The organism is Wolbachia endosymbiont (group B) of Schoenobius gigantella (assembly GCF_964031005.1).
GTDB lineage: Bacteria > Pseudomonadota > Alphaproteobacteria > Rickettsiales > Anaplasmataceae > Wolbachia > Wolbachia pipientis.
On the sequence record NZ_OZ035002.1, the window covers coordinates 798486 to 817129 of the forward strand.

16 protein-coding genes and 3 pseudogenes are annotated in these 18644 nt (G+C 35.0%); 10 read left to right on the forward strand and 9 right to left on the reverse strand.

Features of this window, described 5'->3' with window-relative positions; all coding sequences use genetic code 11:
* Window positions 1–649 precede the first annotated feature (649 nt).
* From ACQH2O_RS03730 to ACQH2O_RS03770, 9 genes and pseudogenes are all read left to right on the forward strand, one after another.
* The gene (locus tag ACQH2O_RS03730; protein WP_425385367.1) at window positions 650–1114 is read left to right on the forward strand and encodes a crossover junction endodeoxyribonuclease RuvC; all 465 of its coding nucleotides are present in this window, start codon (window positions 650–652) and stop codon (window positions 1112–1114) included.
* A 112-nt stretch (window positions 1115–1226) separates the two neighbouring features.
* Window positions 1227–2437, forward strand: a pseudogene (locus ACQH2O_RS03735) (DNA modification methylase).
* A gap of 7 nt (window positions 2438–2444) precedes the next feature.
* Window positions 2445–2930, forward strand: a complete 486-nt coding sequence (locus ACQH2O_RS03740) for a hypothetical protein (RefSeq protein WP_425385368.1) — start codon at window positions 2445–2447, stop codon at window positions 2928–2930.
* Between the two features lie 19 nt (window positions 2931–2949).
* Entirely contained in the window at window positions 2950–4434 is a 1485-nt protein-coding gene (locus tag ACQH2O_RS03745) for an ankyrin repeat domain-containing protein (protein WP_425385369.1), read from the forward strand.
* Window positions 4431–6260, forward strand: coding sequence for a phage terminase large subunit family protein (locus ACQH2O_RS03750; RefSeq protein WP_425385370.1), 1830 nt, complete (start codon window positions 4431–4433; stop codon window positions 6258–6260). The genes ACQH2O_RS03745 and ACQH2O_RS03750 overlap by 4 nt, the downstream gene beginning before the upstream one ends.
* Before the next feature lie 3 nt (window positions 6261–6263).
* The gene (locus ACQH2O_RS03755; RefSeq protein WP_264375273.1) at window positions 6264–6497 is read left to right on the forward strand and encodes a gpW family protein; all 234 of its coding nucleotides are present in this window, start codon (window positions 6264–6266) and stop codon (window positions 6495–6497) included.
* A gap of 39 nt (window positions 6498–6536) precedes the next feature.
* On the forward strand, window positions 6537–6824 hold the full coding sequence (locus tag ACQH2O_RS03760; RefSeq protein WP_143688829.1) for a hypothetical protein: 288 nt from the start codon (window positions 6537–6539) through the stop codon (window positions 6822–6824).
* Between the two features lie 93 nt (window positions 6825–6917).
* Entirely contained in the window at window positions 6918–7115 is a 198-nt protein-coding gene (locus tag ACQH2O_RS03765) for a type II toxin-antitoxin system RelE family toxin (protein ID WP_237350101.1), read from the forward strand.
* A gap of 128 nt (window positions 7116–7243) precedes the next feature.
* A pseudogene (locus ACQH2O_RS03770) lies at window positions 7244–8011 on the forward strand (phage portal protein); the annotation flags it as partial.
* A gap of 247 nt (window positions 8012–8258) precedes the next feature.
* On the opposite strand, the gene ACQH2O_RS03775 reads toward ACQH2O_RS03770, so the two are convergent.
* Both ACQH2O_RS03775 and ACQH2O_RS03780 read right to left on the reverse strand, forming a co-directional pair.
* Window positions 8259–9281, reverse strand: a complete 1023-nt coding sequence (locus ACQH2O_RS03775) for an IS110 family transposase (protein WP_425385371.1) — start codon at window positions 9279–9281, stop codon at window positions 8259–8261.
* A gap of 155 nt (window positions 9282–9436) precedes the next feature.
* Entirely contained in the window at window positions 9437–9643 is a 207-nt protein-coding gene (locus ACQH2O_RS03780) for a hypothetical protein (protein WP_425385381.1), read from the reverse strand.
* A gap of 175 nt (window positions 9644–9818) precedes the next feature.
* On the opposite strand from ACQH2O_RS03780, the gene ACQH2O_RS03785 reads away from it, so the two are divergent.
* On the forward strand, window positions 9819–10733 hold the full coding sequence (locus ACQH2O_RS03785) for a patatin-like phospholipase family protein (protein WP_425385382.1): 915 nt from the start codon (window positions 9819–9821) through the stop codon (window positions 10731–10733).
* Window positions 10734–10813: 80 nt separating this feature from the next.
* Here the strand turns inward: ACQH2O_RS03785 and wmk (ACQH2O_RS03790) are convergent, their stop codons facing one another.
* From wmk (ACQH2O_RS03790) to rnhA, 7 genes and pseudogenes are all read right to left on the reverse strand, one after another.
* Window positions 10814–11740, reverse strand: coding sequence for a WO male-killing family protein Wmk (gene wmk / locus ACQH2O_RS03790; RefSeq protein ID WP_425385020.1), 927 nt, complete (start codon window positions 11738–11740; stop codon window positions 10814–10816).
* Window positions 11741–11829: 89 nt separating this feature from the next.
* A complete protein-coding gene (wmk, locus tag ACQH2O_RS03795; protein WP_425385021.1) occupies window positions 11830–12750 on the reverse strand; it encodes a WO male-killing family protein Wmk in 921 nt (306 codons plus the stop codon).
* Between the two features lie 65 nt (window positions 12751–12815).
* Window positions 12816–14000 (reverse strand): hypothetical protein, encoded by a 1185-nt coding sequence (locus tag ACQH2O_RS03800; RefSeq protein ID WP_425385022.1) that lies wholly within the window; start codon window positions 13998–14000, stop codon window positions 12816–12818.
* 170 nt (window positions 14001–14170) lie between these two features.
* Window positions 14171–14836 (reverse strand): JAB domain-containing protein, encoded by a 666-nt coding sequence (locus ACQH2O_RS03805; RefSeq protein WP_425385023.1) that lies wholly within the window; start codon window positions 14834–14836, stop codon window positions 14171–14173.
* 170 nt (window positions 14837–15006) lie between these two features.
* Window positions 15007–15945 (reverse strand): WO male-killing family protein Wmk, encoded by a 939-nt coding sequence (gene wmk / locus ACQH2O_RS03810; protein ID WP_425385024.1) that lies wholly within the window; start codon window positions 15943–15945, stop codon window positions 15007–15009.
* Window positions 15946–16012: 67 nt separating this feature from the next.
* Window positions 16013–17902, reverse strand: coding sequence for a DNA mismatch repair endonuclease MutL (mutL, locus tag ACQH2O_RS03815; RefSeq protein WP_425385025.1), 1890 nt, complete (start codon window positions 17900–17902; stop codon window positions 16013–16015).
* A 92-nt stretch (window positions 17903–17994) separates the two neighbouring features.
* Window positions 17995–18429, reverse strand: a pseudogene (rnhA, locus tag ACQH2O_RS03820) (ribonuclease HI); the annotation flags it as partial.
* Window positions 18430–18644: the final 215 nt, after the last annotated feature.

Sequence of the window (18644 nt, forward strand, 5' to 3'; positions counted from 1 at the left end):
ATCTAGATAGGGGGATCAAAAGCTCGTGTAATCTCCTCTCAACTCAAATAGTAAGGTGTCTAGGAGGTCGGACTTACGTTTAGTGGGTTCTTAAAGTTTAGGCTCTCTTTAATTCTTTTGGTAATTTAAAATTATTTTAACTTTTTTTCAAAAAATCCCGGAAAAAGTAGTAAGAAATCCGGTATATATTAGTATAGGGGCATTGAGTGTAGATGTGCTTCAAACAGAAAAGTTGGAAAACAGAAAGCAAAAGAAATCTAGGCTTTTACGTAATTGAGAATTTATATTTTTTTAAATAAGGCAAAAACTGTGTTTTAAAGCTAGATGTGGCTTTAGGGAAAAAAAAAACTATCACTGCTCACCAAAGAACGTCTATAATAGCCTTTAAACTCAAATAAAAGCTATCCTTAGTAATCTTACTGTTACAAAACAAACCTGCAGGCAAGTTTAACAAGGTTTTTATCCTTTGCAAAAAAAAAGTGAACAGTTTTCGTAATTTTGGTGAATATATATAACAAGAAAACAACTTTCTACAATAGCACATAATTCTCGTTGTTGGCCAGTAAAAAACTATGAATTGCTAGTGTATTTTGCAGGAACCAAACGATATTTTGGGAATCGGTGCTACTCATAGTTTTAAATAATGAATATGTCAATTTTAACACTCGACCTTGGCAAACAAACGGGCTGGGCAATTCTGACAGATGGAGTAATTCAAAGTGGGAGCAAAAGCTTTCATGGTAGTCGTTTCAGTGGAGGCGGTATGTGCTTCTTAAACCTTCATAATTGGCTTAATTCTTTGAAAGACATTTCTGTAGTGTACTTTGAGGAGGTGAGAAGGCATTTAGGAACTGATGCAGCCCATTGCTATGGTGGTTTTCTTGCAGTGTTGTCTGCTTGGTGTGAAGAACATCATGTGCCATACCAAGGTGTTAATGTTAAAACTATAAAACGCTTTATAACAGGCAAAGGCAATGCAAGTAAGAGTGAAGTTATTGAAGCTGTAAAGAGAAAAGGTTTTTTACCTAGAGATGATAATGAGGCCGATGCTTTGGCATTAATGTTCTACGTTATGAATTTCAGTAAAGATTTTAACACATCAAAAATACCATAAAAGTGGGTCCTTTTGGCCATACTGGCGGGTTTGGTGGTGCTGACCCCAGGCCTTCTTTAGCGTCAGAGATATTTTAAATATTAACCTTTTAGTTATTAAGAATTTAAATTATATGAATTTAGCAATCCACTACTATCCTACTCGAGATCTAGTCGAATATGAGCGTAATCCACGTAAAAATGACGATGTAGTCAACAGAATGTGTGCTTCTATTCGAGAATTCGGCTTCGTATACCAATAGTTGCAAAAAGCGATGGAACTGTGGTTGATGGTCATTTAAGACTTAAAGCAGCAAGAAAACTTGGTATGGAGAGTATTCCAGTGGTCCTCAGTGATAATTTAAATGAGCCACAAACCAAAGCTTTTCGATTACTGGCAAATCAATCAGCTAATTGGGCAAAGTGGGATGATGATCTTTTGAGAGTGGAAATTCAAGAATTAGAAGATTTGCAGTTTGACCTTAAAATGACTGGATTTGAATTAGAAAAAGTTCAACATTTCCTTGATGATTTAGATAGTGAAAAAGAAGATTTTTCTGACTTGGTTGGTGATGAAAAAAGGGTAGAAATAACAAAACCAGGGGATTTATGGATTTTAGGTGATCATAGAATCTATTGTGGTGATAGCTCTGTAGTTGAATCATATAAAGCGCTGTTAGATGATAAAATGGCAGACATTACTGTTTGTGATCCTCCATATAACGTTGATTATGGTAGCAGTCAAGATAAAAAGATACTAAACGATAATCAAGGTGAAAAGTATGAGCTTTTTCTCTATGGCATCTGTTCCCATATTTTAGCATATACGAAAGGTGCAATTTACATCTGCATATCATCATCAGAGTTTTCAACTTTGCAAAAAGCATTTGAGGAAGCAGGAGGAAAATGGTCAACATTTATCATTTGGGCAAAGAATCATTTTACGCTAGGTAGATCTGATTATCAAAGACAATACGAAGCAATGCTCTATGGATGGAAAAGCGGCAATAAACGTGAGTGGCATGGAGGAAGAAATCAAAGTGATCTGTGGTTTTATGATAAGCCAACACATAATACACTACATCCAACAATGAAGCCAGTAGAGCTAATGGAGAGAGCAATAGTAAACAGCAGCAGATCAGGAGACATAGTACTTGATCCATTTAGCGGTTCTGGAAGTACACTGATTGCATGTGAGAAAACAGGAAGAATTTGTAGGACAATAGAGCTAGATTCAAAATTTGTAGATGTAACGATAAAACGTTGGCAAGTGTACACAGGTAGGGAAGCAATTCTTTCTGGTACTGGTAAAACTTTTTCAAAGATTCAAGAAGAAAAACAGTAAGAAAAAAGTGGAAAAAATCACACAAACAGAATGGGCAAGAGAGATAGGAGTATCAAAGCAATATGTCTGTTATTTAGTAAAAAAAGGAATAGTTAAGTTGGAGGATGGTTTGATCAATAGAGAACAAGCAAATGAAGCAGTAGCGGCAATAAGAGATCCAAGTCAGCCACTGAGGAGGAAAAATCCAGAAAATGAAAATACAAGTAACCTTTCCACGATGTTGCTAAAAACTAGAATAAAAAATGAAATGGAACGAGGTAAACTGCTTGAGGCGAAAGCTAAGGCTGAGATAGGAGAACTTGTAGCAGTAGAGGAGGTAAAGCGCGATGCATTTAATGTAGCAAGAGTTGTACGTAATAATCTGCTTAATATTCCAAATAGAGTCTCAGCACTGCTTGCATCACTGAGTGACACTGAAAAGATTCATATGGCGCTAACTGAAGAGATTACAAACTCATTACAAGAATTATCTAATACTAAATTTCAAATATAAAAAAGATTTTGAATATAAAATGGCTGATAACTTAAGTTTGGAGTTAATAAAGTGTCTCATTAATCAACCTGGATTAGATGTTAATGTTAGAGGATTAAATGGAAAAACCCCACTACATTGCGCTATAGAATTTGACGAATTAAGCATGGTAGATCTGCTACTCACGAAGAAGAACATTAATCCTTTCGTAGAAGATAATGATGGTAAAACATCTCTTGACTATGCTAAAGAAGGGAAAAAAGCAGAAATATTACAAGCGCTAATTAATAACAAATACGGATCAGAACAAGATAACTTACTTCATTTAGCTGCAATGATAGGTGAAGTTAATGCAGTTAGATATTTGATAAGAAAAGGTATTGACGTTAATGTACGAAATGCTCTGCATCATACTCCATTACATCTAGCAGCAGGCATAGGACATGAAAATGTTGTCAAAGTTTTAGTGGAAGAAGGAAGCGCTGAAATAGATGTCTTTGATGCACGAAATCAGACACCAATGCATTACGCAGTTAATAATAAAAAGTTGGAGATAGTAAAGTTACTGCTGAAGCTAGGAGCAGATGTAAATAGTGCACGCATGGGACAAAACTCAATGAAATTGTCACCTGTTCATATAGCTGTAAGTAATGCTAATTATGATGAAAGAGATTTGTGTCTTGATATTCTCAAATTCTTAATAAAGGAGCCTAATGCTCAAGTCAATTTGCAAGACTACGAAAATAAAACACCACTACATTACGCTGAAAGACTTAAAACAATAGAAGTTTTACTAACGCGAGAAGATATAGACCCTCTGGTAAAAGACGATAGCGGTAAAACACCATTTGATTACGCTAAACCTGAGATAAAGAAGGCTTTGATGAGTAATAAATACGGTTCTGAAAAGAATAGTCTACTCCATTTAGCTGCACAAAGAGGAGAAATTGAGATTGTAGATGCAATTTTAAAAGAAGAAATCAATATTGATATTGTAAATAATAAAGGTCTATCACCGATTTATCTTGCTGCAGAAAAAGGGCATTTACATGTAGTAAAGTTATTGCTGAAAAAAGGAGCAAATTATACACCTGTTTTTCACTTAGCAATCAAATCAAACAATTTAGAGTTACTTAAAGTTTTGTTTACTGAAAAAAATGGGGCATTGCTCTGCAGAGATACCGTTGTTAATTTTCCAACCCTTCATAATAAATATATAGCACAGAGAGAAATAGCAGATAAAAGGATGAAAAAACATAATAATATTATCTGCATCTGTATTACAGTTAGCGCAGTAGTAATGGCAGCATATATAGGTTTAACAGCAGCAACAATAAGCAGTGCAATCATTTTTGCAACAATAACAGGGATATTTGCTCTTGTTATAGCAATAATGATAAGTGAGATGAGCAAAAGATATATAGAAAACGAATTTCAGAAAAAGATGCTTATGGAGATGGAGGAGTGTAGTTCTATTGTTAATGATGTCGAGATAGAACCAATTATGAGTAGATGCAGACAATGATATACGCTAGAGCTTTTTCTGAAGGTTTAAGACCAGATCCCCAGCTTAAAGTATCAGAGTGGGCGAATGAGTATCGAGTTCTAGCGCCAACTGCAGCATCAGAACCAGGTAAATGGAGAACGGAAAGAACTCCTTATTTAAAAGAAATCATGGATTCACTATCTCCATCTTCTCCAGCGGAGAAAATAGTATTCATGAAAGGAGCGCAGATTGGGGGAACAGAAGCTGGTAATAACTGGATTGGCTATATCATCGATCAGACACCAGGTCCAATGCTAGTAGTACAGCCAACAGTTGAAATGGGAAAGCGTTGGTCAAAAGGAAGATTTGCGCCACTGATTGAAAGTACACCATGTTTAAAAAGTAAAGTAAAAGACCCAAGATCAAGAGATTCAGGGAATACTGTACAAAGCAAGGAATTTCCAGGTGGAATAGTAGTAATAACTGGAGCAAACAGCAGTGTAGGACTGAGGTCCATGCCAGTAAAATATCTCTTTCTTGATGAAATAGATGCCTATCCAGGAGATTCAGGTGGTGAAGGAGATCCAGTGCTGCTCAGTATTGCTCGAACTAATACATTTGCACGGCGAAAGATTTTTTTAGTATCAACACCAACGATTCATGGAATAAGCAGAATTGAGAAAGAATTTGAAGCAACAGATAAGCAGTACTTTTTTGTACCATGTCCATATTGTAATTACTATCAAGTTCTGAAATGGTCACAAATAAAATGGAAAAACAACGACTCAAGAACAGCACATTATGTCTGCACTGAATGTAGCGGCAAAATAGAAAATCATCAAAAGACAGAGATGCTTGAGCGTGGAGAATGGAGACCTACTAATAGAGTAAAAGGTGAGAAAAAAGGATTTCATCTTTCAAGTCTTTATAGTCCAGTTGGGTGGTATAGCTGGACTCAAGCAGTAGAAGATTTTCTCCATGCAAAAGAGAGTGAACAATTACTGAAAGTTTGGATAAATACCACTTTAGGAGAAACTTGGGTAGATAAAGGAGAAGTACCAGACTGGAAGCAATTATTTAACAGGAGAGAATTTTTTCCCGTAGGCACAGTACCAAAAGGCGAAGTAGTTCTCACAGCAGGAGTAGATGTCCAAAAAGATCGCTTAGAGGTGGAAGTTGTAGCATGGGGAAAAAGTCGTGAAAGTTGGTCAATAGACTACCGAGTATTTGAAGGTGATACAGGAGGTGGAGAAGTATGGGGAAAGCTTTCGGAGCTCCTCAATCATCATTTTATCGGTGAAAATGGGCTTGAGTATATGATAAGCATGATGGCAGTTGATGCAGGTTATGCAACACAAGAAGTATACAATTGGGTAAGGAGTCATCAAGGATCTGGAAGAGTAATGGCAGTGAAAGGTGTAAATAAAGCACTAGTGCCGCTGAGTAGCCCAAGTAGAGTTGATATAACAGTTGGCGGGCAAAAGCTGAAAAGAGGAATAAAACTATTGCCAGTAGGAGTATCGATATTAAAGTCAGAGCTTTTTCAGCTACTTAATGTTTTAAAAAGCGGAGAAAAAGAGAAAGTGCCAGCAGGATATTGTCATTTTCCGGAGTATGCACCTGAATATTTTAAGCAGTTAACGGCAGAGCAATTAGTCAGCAAAGTAGTAAAAGGATACACTAAACAAGAGTGGCAAAAGGTAAGAGAAAGAAATGAAGTACTAGATTGCCGAATTTATGCAAGAGCAGCATCGATAGCACTGGGAATAGATAGATGGCCAGAGAGTAAATGGAATAGTTTAAGTGAAAAACCAGAAAGTAAAAAATCAAAGAAAATAGTCAAAAGCAAATGGATCAGCAAGTAATAAATGTATAACGAAGATTATTTAATTCAAGTCGAAGAAGCGATAAAGAAGCTGCAAAGCGGAGAACGAGTAGTATCAATTGCATATGGTGACCATGTGGTGAGATATGCTGAAGTTCAGATAAATGACCTGCTGAATCTACGGCAACGTATTAAAGCTGAACTGAAAGTTGCAGGTGTGAGACCGAAGAGAAGAATTGTGATTGCGACAAGTAAGGGAATTGACAAAATTGTGTAAAAATGTTATAGTTTAAAATTGGTATTTTCTAGTTAAAATATGGATCAAAGTCAAGAAAGGCTTAATGTTAATGTAAATTTTGAGGGGGAATTTGCTCACTACCTTATAGAAATGGCAAAAGTTCAAAATAGAACTATAGAAGAGGTTGTAAAGGACCTAGTGGAAGAAGAAATTGAAGCAAGTAAATTATCTGAAGAAGATGATGAAATAGATGAAGTAGATATAAAGTTGGCTAAGCTTTCTCTTGAGCGTGATGCTAGAGGTGATGAAGAAATTAGAAGTGAGGATGTAGATTGGAATAGAATATTATCTGCAAAAACAGTCTAAAGGTGGAGATACAAGCTGAGATACGATATTATCTATTCAAAAAAAGTTCTTGAGGAAGACTTTCTTGCATTACCACCAACGATAAGATCTAGAGTGAGAAGAGCTGTAGATAGTCGTCTTGCAACCAACCCTAAAGCAATAGGTAAAGCATTATCGCATGAATTCAAAGGGTATTTTAGGATACGAGTAAGTGATTATCGTGTAATTTATAGGATAAATTACTCAAAACACACAGTAACTATTACTGCAATGGGACATCGGAAAGACATTTATGAACGCAGCCCAGAATAAGCGTTGGTATTTGTGCAAGAGCCTCATGCATAATTTATAAAGTGTTAACAGCCAGACTCTCCAGCAGCTTGCTGTAATTTTTTAATGTCAAATTGCGCAACAAACTGCTGCATAATCAAAGAGGCAAAATGCTGTTAAAATCATTCAAACAACTATTTAGTAAGCCAAAAATCAAAAGCTCAGCGTGGGATGCAGCAGGTTCAGGAAGAAGATTTTTTCACTTTCAACCAGAGTTAGGAAGTATAAACAATTTGCTGTCTCAAAACCTTGAAACTTTACGTAGTAGATCACGTGATATGGTGAGAAAAAACCCATATGCAGCAAATATCATTGATACCATAGTGAGTAATTCTATTGGAACAGGAATAAAGCCGCAATCAAAAGCAAGAGATGGAGAATTTCGAAAGAAAGTACAAGAATTATGGCTAAAATGGACAGATGAAGCAGATAGCTGTGGAATAAGTGATTTTTATGGATTACAAGCTCTAGTATGCAGAAGTATGATAGAGGGAGGAGAGTGTTTTGTACGTTTAAGAACGAGAAAGCTGGAAGATAGATTTTCTGTACCATTACAACTGCAAGTACTTGAGTCTGAACATTTAGATAATAAAACAAATCAAACTTTAGGAAATGGTAATGTAATAAGAAACGGGATTGAGTTCAATAGACTTGGGCAAAGAGAAGCATATTACTTATTTAGAGAACATCCAGGAGAAGGCTCATTTGGAGAATCAGTGAGAGTACCAGCAAATGATGTTTTACATATTTATAGACCATTAAGACCTGGGCAAATTAGGGGAGAGCCATGGCTTTCGAGTATACTTCTGAAACTTTATGAGCTTGATCAATACGATGATGCAGAATTAGTGAGAAAAAAGACAGCAGCGATGTTTGCAGACGCCGTCTTGTCAGTCAACAAAAAAATTATAAAAATTGTCTCATTGCCTAGGCTGTATTGTAAAACTAAAAAATACTTCCAACTCACATCCTGTATAGCGGATACAGATTATAGTTATGTTGATAAGTAAATTTCTGCTGTCTTGTATATATAAAACTAATTTACTTATCAACATACCAATTACATTCAATGAATTTGTGTAAGATGCCATTTTACATAAGATAGAATGGAGGCATTTTTTGATTTTAAAGTACTAAACCTTCAGTTAACCTCCTGGCCCTGTAGTTTTTGATATGGTCAGGATCAAAAGCCTTTTTTGATCTTAAAATACCAAAAACAATATGAAGTAACTTACGCATTGCAGACCCAACTATGGCCATATTATGCTTACCCTTTTCCTTTAATCTCTGGCAAAAGCTCATAATAATAGGATTGTGATTCTTAGCTACTATGGCAGGAAAGAAAAGTGCCTTACGTAATGGTTGTGAACCGGATTTACTTAATCTGGGTTTGGCATATACAGATGAACCTGATGTTATATTTCTCGGTATAACTCCTGCATATGCTGCCAATTGTCTGGCATTTCTAAAAACTTCTATGTCAGGAACCTCAGCTAAAATAGCTACTGCTGATTCCTCTCCTATGCCTGGAATAGTCAGTAGAAGTTGAAAATTTTCCAACAACTCTTTGTGTTGCTTTAATAGTTCACGTACGGAGTTTTTTATTGTTTCTATTTTTTGAGCTATATTCATTGCAAGGTCTTCCCAAGCATTTGCAACTTCTTTGGGCAGTCTCTCTTTTTTTTCTAAGTGGTTATTTACTAATATCAATTCATCTTTTAACGCAACCGAGCAACGATAAAGATGTTTTAATTTTTTCAGTTCAGGAGAAGGTGGTATCCAACGAGTAGGTTCCTGTCTTTGGCAACAATCAGCAATAATTTCTGCATCAGTCTGATCATTTTTTTGCCGTGTAAGCTTACTTCTTGCGTAGGATTTTATGCAATAAGGATTTACAACACTAACAAAATGTCCAGTATTGTGTAGAAATTCAGCCAAAGCTTCACTATAACAACCGGTAGCTTCCATGCAGGCTTTTACTTGTTCTACATTATGTTTTTGTAGAAAGCTCAGTAAACCTTGAAATCCATGATCATCGTTCTTAAAGCTCCTTTTCCTAGTTTCACGTTTTCCTTTTTTACTTATAAATGAGAGAAAAACATCAAAGCGATCTTTTGATACATCTATGCCAAGAAAGTTGTTGATCATATATAACCCCATACGTTACCATTAAAAATGAAAAGTAAGGCTAACCTTGTTAATACAGAATTAGAACCATTTAGGTCTTTCTAAGACGCCGTCCAGCCTATACTTTTGAGAGGGAGCTCTTATCTGCAAAACAGATTTTATATCTAAGGTTTATATCAGAGTTCCTCCCTTCTCCAACTAATGCTTAAGCTTAAAACATTAGATGCTTTTTTCAAGATACAAGGTTTATAGTCTATGTATATTGGTATTTTTTGCCTAAATAATTCATTGATGACACTGTATTTTGATCTGACCTGTGATTCATCTAGAATAACCTTAATATCAACACCACGTTTTTTTGCTCTAATTAAAGATTGTGCAATAGCCTTTGAGGTAAATTGTTATGCCTGAACCAACACGGATTTTTTAGCATGATCCACGGAATCAATTATTAGGTTGGTGCAATTTTCTCTAGGCGTGAAGCAGACTGTGGCTTTTGGGCAGGAAACACATCCCGATAAAAGCGAACAAGTTAATAAAATCAATAAATACCTAACCATGGCAAAATACATCCTTTCAGTTGACGGCGGAGGCATAAGGGGCATAATACCAGCCATCATTCTAGCAGAAATAGAAAAAAGAGCAAGAAAGAGAGTAGCTGAAATCTTTGATCTAATGGCTGGTACTTCAACCGGTGGGATTGTTGTGGCAGGATTATGTAAAAAAGATAAACCTCAATATTCAGCCAATGATTTAGTTGAGTTTTACCAAGAATACGGTTCATATATTTTTAAATCTTCATTCTTCAGGCGATCAATATTATCTTGGTTTAACTGTACACAATACCCACATAAAAATATTGAGTATGTACTTCATAAATATTTTGGCGATGATGTCTTTAAAAACACTTTAAGTAATGTGTTGATTACGAGTTACGATATTCACAATAACTGCCCATTTTTCTTCAAAAGCTGGAAAGAGGATAGGAATTTTATTAAATTAAGGGATGTATTAAGAGCAGCAACTGCAGCACCTACTTACTTTGCACCTAAATATCTTAAAATCAACCAAAAGGAAATGGTATTAGTGGATGGAGGGGTATTTGCAAATAATCCAGCGGCTTGCGCATATGCAAGTGGTAAGAGGTTATTTCCAAATGATGATATTGTACTGTTATCAATTGGTACTGGCAGAACAGATAGAAGCATAGCTAATTCAAGAAGATTAGGAAAAATAGGCTGGATAAAACCACTATTACATGTGATGTTTGCCTCAAGTTTAGATTCAGTAAATTACCAACTTGATCAAGTTATAGGTGATAAATATATACGCATACAATCGCAATTAAAAATAGCATCACCTGACATGGATAATATTACATCAAAAAATATCAAATTTCTTCAGCAAGAGGCAAAAGCAATGATAGAGGACAATCAGAAAGTGATAGAAAAATTCTGTAATATTATATCTTGATACGTCAAATTCTGCAGAGCTAAATAAGGATTTAGAATAGATAATATATTAACCATTTTTACTTATATCTTAAACACAATTCAATTTTTACACTCATCAGCAGTTAGGCCACTTGCTCGCACAATAGTATCAATAGCAATACCTTCCTTAACTAGATCTTTTGCAATCTTGATTTTCTCTGCTTTTTTAACCTTTTCTTTACCAGTTTGCATTCCTTTAGATAAAGATCTAGCTACCGTATCCAGTAATTCTTGATCCTCAATTTTTTCGCATTTACCTACAAACCGCAAAATTGGCTCATTTTCATATTCTGTTAGTCCAAGAGCTTTAATGTTAACTGATAATGTCTTTGCTATCTTATATAATATTTCAATTGGAATGTCTGTATATCCTCGTTCATAGTCGTGTATTTCTTTAGGTGTTGAACCGATTTTATTTGCCAAGTCCTCCTGAGTGTATTCCCGTATTAATCTCTCCTCTTTTATCCTTTTCCCCACTTTGTAGAGTATAGAATCAGTACAAATTTCTTCCTCTATATCATCATATTCGTAAGTAGATAAGCGAGTCACTTGGGAAATAATATCAACTGAAACTCCTTCTTTCACTAGATTCTTTGCTACTTCTATTTTTGCTTCTTCTTGGCTAATTTTCTCGCTAATATATACAAACCTTACTAATGGATACAGCTTCTTGCGTAATTCCTGATCCTTAATTTCTCTATGTATTTTTGTTAGATAGACTATTTCTTTATCCTCATCTTCATACCAACTATTTTCTCTTAGTACTGTTGGTCCTGGAAGTAGATCTATAACATTGACTGACAATGCTCCTGCTATTATATACGATTCTTTGATTGTAATAGCCTTGCACCCTAGTTCAAAGTTATGTATTTCCTTATGTGTTAAACCAATTTTGCTTGCTAATTTTGCCTGAGTATACCCTTGTACTATCCTACAACCTTCTATTTTTTTCCCTAGCTCGTAGCTCAATATGCTCTGAATTATCATAGATAAATCCTCTAAAAGCTGTTTTTCCTACAGAAGCAAACATATATTCTATCACAAAAAAATCCACTATTGGCTAAGTTTTTATGAAATCACAAAAATTTCTCAATCATATAATTTGATAAGCCTGTCGTTTGCAAGATAATATCAACAGAAATTCCTTCTTTCACTAAATTCCTTGCAACTTCAATCTTCTTTTCCTCTCTGACCTTTTCTCTACAAACATGTATACCTTCAAATAAAGACTTGATTAGCATATCGCGTAATTCCCGACTCTCAATCTTTTTGTATTCTTCTATCAAGTTTGATAGCTTTTCTTCCGCTTCACTATCCTCATCTGATTCGGGAAGTAGATCTATGATACTGATTGATAATACCTTTGCTATTTCATCTAACATTTCAAGTGAGACAGCAGCTCGCCCTTGTTCATATTCGTATATTCCTTGATTTGTTATGCCAACTTTATTCGCTAAATCTTTTTGAGTATATCCTCGTATCAATCTCCACTCTTTTATCCTTTGCCCTACTTTGTATGGAACCGGAATTTTGTTCTCCTCATACTCACCAATAGATAAGTTAGTTGTTCGAGAGATAACATGAGCAGAAACTCCTACTTTCATCAAACCCCTTGCTACTTCTATTTTTACCGCTTTTCTGCTTCTTTCCTCACTCAAACGAATAAATTTGGTTAATAAATAAAATACCTCGCTTAATTCTTTATCCTTATACCCCTTTACTAAATTTAATATTTCTTTATCTTCAAAATATCTTTTTTCATTTGGTAGCGTCTCTCCACAAACTAGACCTTTAACATTTACTGATAATGCTTCTGCTATAGCATATAACTTCTTAATTGGAATTTTACGGTTCCCTTTCTCATACTGCAGTATTACCCAGTACTTTACACCAATTTTCTCAGCTAAACCCTTCTGAGTATAACCTCGCTCTAACCTCCAACTTTTTACTTTTTGTCCTACTTCATAATCTAGACTTTTTTCCACGCAAAAAACCATATATATAATATTTTCTACTATAGCTCAAAGGCTCCAGTAAACTCTGGAACCTTAAAATAAATGAATTAAAGTTCCCTAAAGGTTTCTTTACTACCTCCACATACCCTATTTACCCATGAAGACAATACTTCATCATTGCTAATCTCTTTTATAGCATACTTTTCATTCCATATGCCACATCTAGTGAAATTACCTTTCTCTACTGCTTCTTGAAGTTTCACTCCCCCAAAAAGGCAGTTTTTTCCTATTTCTTCGCCTCTTTTTTGTAACTCAGCCCACATTTCCTTGTTTTCTACTCTGACTTGTACTTGATCATATTTTTTTACATCGTGGTACAATATAATATTTAGCTGACCAATGCTTGTAGGAAATTGTAATATAATAGAGCTTTCATCTGACATATCGATATAGTTTCTTATACCTCCCTTCTCACTTTTAACCTCAACTGCATCATTACCAATTTTTAAAATATTACTTCCTAACTTTCTCAGTATTTTGGCTACCTCTACCTTGCTATTATCAGAAAATTCTATATATGATGTTGTATTGTCTATCTCGAGATCTATTAAGGATCCTTCTTGAACAGCACTTTCGCCAGCTTTTTCTAGTTCTTCTAGTTGCTTATCTATCTGTGGCTGAACTTCTGGTTGTAGCTCATCATAGATTTCACCTATCAGTTTATTCTGTAGTAGAGTATCATGAAACTCTGCACCGCTTAACATTAATTTACGTATTACCTTTTTACGATCAACCTTATCAAATTTATGAAAATGTGTACCTAATACTACATACTCTGAGAAACTCCATTCCCCATCATTACATGCATTTAGCCTTGTTCCATCACCTATTACTTCATCTATAACTTTGTTCATCTCTTTTGGGGTTTTTGCTTTTACCACTCCACTCTTAAACCAGCTCAACTTTTCACTTTCGCTTATACTTGGCTTTATTTTTTGCAAGGCGGAGGTAAATGGATTTTTATCTTCTTGATCACTTGCAGGTTTTGTGCCATAAACATAGTCAAATCCTTTCCCACAGTTGATTTTGTTTTCGCGAACTTCTCTACCAGGGAAAGGTGCTATTTCCTCAGGCTTTTTAGCCTTATTAATTTTGCTTACAAAGGTGTTAGTACGACCTATTCCTACAATAGCATTTAACACCTCACCTTTTGATAATCTATCAAGATCAATGTTTAACTCGTAAGTACCTCCTTCTTGATCATCAAAAGGTACAATTATTTTATTACTCATATTAGCCTCCGCTATTAAATATATTTAACTAAGTCTATAACCGACTTTATTACTTTATTATTAATTTAATATATACTTTCTCATTAATTGTAAGCAATGATTAATGCACTTGCAAATATTTTCTTCATTCAAGTAGTTAAACAACTCATGAAAATCTTCAAATATCTGCTTTATAACAGTCCTTGCTCTTTAAAGCTAAAATACCCAACACTTGTGATGATAATGTGATCCAGTAACCTAATCCCTATAGTCTGACAAGCTTTAGCCAAGTCTTTAGTTACAGCTTCATCCTCATCAGATGGCTTTAACCTTCCTTCTGGGTGGTTATGCGATATTATTATTGACGTCGCTTTTCTTATTAATGCCTTTCTTGTTACTTCTCTTATGTAAAAAGGTACCTTATCCACTGTACCAGTGAACACTTCTTCCCCCTTTAAACGGCACTTTTGATCAAAATATATTATTTTCATCTTTTCCTCCTCTGAATAGCCAATACTAACCCTTAAATATTTTACTATGGTTTCCAAGTTATCCATTACAGGTCCTTTCTTTAACTTTTCTCTTGGTACTCTCTTTGCAGCTTCCTTTAGACATAAAATTACTGCTACTGTAGAGTCAGTTATCCCTTCTATAGTTTTCAAGTCATCTATTTCCTGACCTAAAATTCCTCCTATTCCAAAACTATCTATTAGCTTTCTAGCAATAACTCGAGCTTCTTCCCTGTCATGCACTGCACTTAGAAACGTTTCTATTACTTCACGATCAAGTAGTGCTTTACCGTTGCTTTCTAATGCTCTGAACTCTATTTCTTCTCTACGATCTTTCTTATTATTCATAAAAATTACCCTTCACTAATAACAAAATGTTTTTATATATTTACTGCTGTTTTTTTGTCAGCATTGGCATAAAGCCATAGCTTTTGAGTGAAGTCAAATCAATTTCTCAATCTTTTTTACTTATTTTTTCATGAATAGGTAAGGATATTAATATATACTGATTTTTTATTTTAAATTTGTTGAATTTCGTCTAAAGAGATGCCCACTGTTTTTAAAATAATATTGATAGAAATTCCTTCCTTAACTAAATTCTTTGCAATTCTCATCTTTTCTACTCTCTTCACTTTCTCTTTGCAAACTTGTATGCTTTCAAACAGAGATTTTATTAGTACATTACGTAGCTCTTGGCTTTTAATCTTTTTATATTCTTCTATTAACCTTGATAGCTCTGCTTCACTATTCTCATTTTCTCTTGTTTCTGGAAGTAGGTCTGTAATACTAATTGATAGTACCTTTGCTATTTCATCTAACATTTCAAGTGAAACAGCAGCTCGTCCTTGTTCATATTCATATATTCTTTGATTTATTATGCCCACTTTACTTGCTAAATCTTCCTGAGTGTATCCTCTTCTCAACCTCCATTCTTTTATTCTTTGACCTACTTTATACGGAATGGAAATTTTTTTCTCATCATTATCATATTCATCAATAGATAAACTGGTCGTTTGAGAGATAACATGAGCAGAAACTCCTTCCTTAACTAAACCCTTTGCCACCTCTACTTTTACTGCCTTTCCACTCTCTTCCTCACTAATACGGATGAATTTAGTTAATAAATAAAACGTTTCGCGTAATTCTTGATCCTTAATCTCTTTATGTCTTCTTACTAGATTCAGTACCTCCTCTTCCTCATACCTTCCCTCATTTGATACTTCTTGTCCGCAAGCTAGATCTCTAGCAGTTGTTGATAATGCTTCTGCTAATTCATATAACTTCTTAATTGAAATTCTGCGTGTTCCTTTTTCATATTGCAGTATTACCTGATATGTTGTATCGATTTTTTTTGCTAAATCTTTTTGAGTATATCCCTTTGCTAACCTACGATTTCTTACTTCCTGTCCTATTACTTTGTAATCTAAAAAATTAGAGCATTTATTCTCTTTTTTCACATTTTATACTCATAATCAGAAGAGCCGTTACGTATACTTAATTGGGAACCTTTTTGACAAACTGAACTCATCTCCTTTCAAACAATTTTTCTATATCACTTAGTTTCATTTCTATATACGTTGGTCTTCCGTGATTGCATTGCCCAGCATAAGGTGTTTCCTCCATTTGTCTCATCAACTCATTCATCTCCTCCAACTTCATTTCCCTTCCAGCTCTAATTGACCCATGGCACGCAATGGTAGCTAGTATCTTGTTCACTTTTTCTTCTATAGGTAGCGTATCTCCTATCTCCATTAATCTATCAACTATATTCATCACCATCTCTTTCACATTTATTGTTCCTAAAATTGCAGGTATTTCTTTCACCCTTACTTTATCTTCTGATTCTATTTCAATACCAAAACCCATTTCGAAAAGCTTATCTTTATACATTTCAACCATCTCCATTCCTGCTTGGTTTTTAATCTCGACTATTTCAGGAAGAAGAAGCTTTTGCCTTTTTATGCTTGATTTTTGTTTTAAGCACTCATAGATCAACCTCTCATGAGCTGCGTGCTGGTCTACTATAATTAATTTGCCTTTAGCCTCAGCAATAATGTAAGTATTGTAGACCTGACAGCGTGCATACCCTAGAGGATGATCCTCTATTAAATCAATTTGCTCCCTTTCTAAAACCATAGTCTCCGCTTGTAGTGGTAATCTCTGTATACCAGTATAGTCAAATGATTCTGACCGTTCTGATAAGCCTTTCTCTCCTGCATTTGGCAAGTTGAATTCTTTCATTAGCTGATTCTCAAAAGGACTTGGCCTTCTTTCGTAAAATTCTTTTCGACCCTTTACTTCTCTGCTTTTTCCATTATTAACACGCTCATTATTCCTTTGACTTTCACTAACATCAAAAGACGAACCACCCAGTTCTTCTCCAATACCTTGACACCTAGATCCATCAATATCACTCACTGAAGAGGTACCTATTCTCATTGACAACGCTTTTATTAGCCCTCTTCTCACTATTTCATATACTAGCCTCTTGTTCTGAAACCTTACCTCTGATTTATTTGGATGCACATTTACATCTACTTGATCGTATGGTATCTCTAAGTGCAGCGCTGCAAAAGGATACCTCCCAACTGGAATCAAATCTTGATATGCGTATCGAATTGCACCAACAAGTAGATTGTCTTTTATTGGCCTTCTATTAACAAACGTATAGATCTGAGTTGAATTGCCTCGATTGATAGTTGGTTTACAGATGTGTCCCGTAAGTTTGATGCTTTCCTCTCCCTCTTTTACTTCCAGCGAATTGCTCTGAAATTCTTCTTCTACTTCACATAATCTGTTAAATAATGAAGTTTGCTTAACATATTTTAAGAGCTTTTTATTACCGGAAGTGAGAGTAAACCCAATACTATAGTTAATCATTGCTAAGTTATTTACAATATCAACAATGCTTTGTGTTTCTGCCCTCTCGGTTTTTAGAAATTTTAATCTATTTGGAGTGGCAAAAAATAAGTCACGAACTTCAATATATGTACCCTGTAATAAAGAACAAGGGATAACCTCCTCTATTTTTTCTCCTCCCTCATACCTTATAGACCATGCTTCCTTTGCTCCACTTGCCTTAGACGATAACTTCATTCTGCTTACTGCTGCAATTGAAGGCAAAGCTTCTCCTCTAAAGCCAAGGTGCTTGATTTCTATTAACTCACTATCGCTTAATTTTGAAGTGGCATGCCTCATAAATGCTAGTTCTAAGTCGTCCTTTTCTATTCCATTTCCATCATCTGTCACAGTTATAAGGTTACGTCCACCACTTTCTATTTTGATCTCTATCTCTGAACTTCCAGCATCTATTGCATTTTCTACTAATTCCTTTACTACACTCGCTGGCCTTTCTATTACCTCTCCTGCTGCTATACGATTTATAGTTTTTGTATCTAAAAGAATTATTGCCATAACACTCCCTCCAATCTATGAAACTTAGAGCTCCCTCTATTTTTTTGTGATTTCTTGATCTCACAATCTCTATATTTTAGCTTTTTAGATTCCTTTCTAGCAAGTCTATCTGCCTCTTCATTATAGGTATTACCACTGTGAGCCTTAACCCACTTCCAGTTAATATCATGCTGCAAGACAATTTCATCCAATTCCTTCCATAACTCAACGTTTTTTACTGATTTTTTATTGGCTGTCTTCCAACCATTTGTTCTCCACTTATTGATCCACTCTGTTATACCTTATTTAATATACTGACTATCAGTGTGTAAAACAACTTTGCAAGAAACTTTCAACATCTTTAGCCCGTTAATCACAGCCTTTAACTCCATCTTGTTGTTCGTTGTGTTTTCTTCACCTCCAGAGATACGTTTTTTGATAAAGACACTTTTATTTTCATACATCATCACAGCTGCCCATCCACCAGGACCTGGATTTCCAGAACATGCTCCATCTGTATATATTATAACCTTCTTTTTTTCGCCCATACTTACAGAATATAGATTCAACGTAAATTTGCCACCGAAATGTTGACATTAAGTTTCAAGATCTTTATCATGTAAAGGTGTGGGAGGCTAATGAACCTGTCCTCACGATGTTAGGTAAATCGTAATTGAGCTTTTGGGCTCGTGTTTTTATTAGGAGGTTAGTCTCTCATACCAAAAATAATTGTTTTTAAAGCTCTTTATAGCTCATGAATTCA

Excerpts from the sequence above, each read along its gene's own strand:
- ACQH2O_RS03730 (WP_425385367.1), top strand. The coding sequence starts at position 650 with ATGTCAATTTTAACACTCGACCTTGGCAAACAAACGGGCTGGGCAATT.
- ACQH2O_RS03760 (WP_143688829.1), top strand. The coding sequence starts at position 6,537 with ATGGATCAAAGTCAAGAAAGGCTTAATGTTAATGTAAATTTTGAGGGG.
- wmk (WP_425385021.1), bottom strand. The coding sequence starts at position 12,750 with ATGGTTTTTTGCGTGGAAAAAAGTCTAGATTATGAAGTAGGACAAAAA.
- ACQH2O_RS03745 (WP_425385369.1), top strand. The coding sequence starts at position 2,950 with ATGGCTGATAACTTAAGTTTGGAGTTAATAAAGTGTCTCATTAATCAA.
- wmk (WP_425385020.1), bottom strand. The coding sequence starts at position 11,740 with ATGATAATTCAGAGCATATTGAGCTACGAGCTAGGGAAAAAAATAGAA.
- ACQH2O_RS03805 (WP_425385023.1), bottom strand. The coding sequence starts at position 14,836 with ATGAATAATAAGAAAGATCGTAGAGAAGAAATAGAGTTCAGAGCATTA.
- ACQH2O_RS03800 (WP_425385022.1), bottom strand. The coding sequence starts at position 14,000 with ATGAGTAATAAAATAATTGTACCTTTTGATGATCAAGAAGGAGGTACT.
- ACQH2O_RS03750 (WP_425385370.1), top strand. The coding sequence starts at position 4,431 with ATGATATACGCTAGAGCTTTTTCTGAAGGTTTAAGACCAGATCCCCAG.
- ACQH2O_RS03775 (WP_425385371.1), bottom strand. The coding sequence starts at position 9,281 with ATGATCAACAACTTTCTTGGCATAGATGTATCAAAAGATCGCTTTGAT.
- mutL (WP_425385025.1), bottom strand. The coding sequence starts at position 17,902 with ATGGCAATAATTCTTTTAGATACAAAAACTATAAATCGTATAGCAGCA.
- ACQH2O_RS03785 (WP_425385382.1), top strand. The coding sequence starts at position 9,819 with ATGGCAAAATACATCCTTTCAGTTGACGGCGGAGGCATAAGGGGCATA.
- ACQH2O_RS03755 (WP_264375273.1), top strand. The coding sequence starts at position 6,264 with ATGTATAACGAAGATTATTTAATTCAAGTCGAAGAAGCGATAAAGAAG.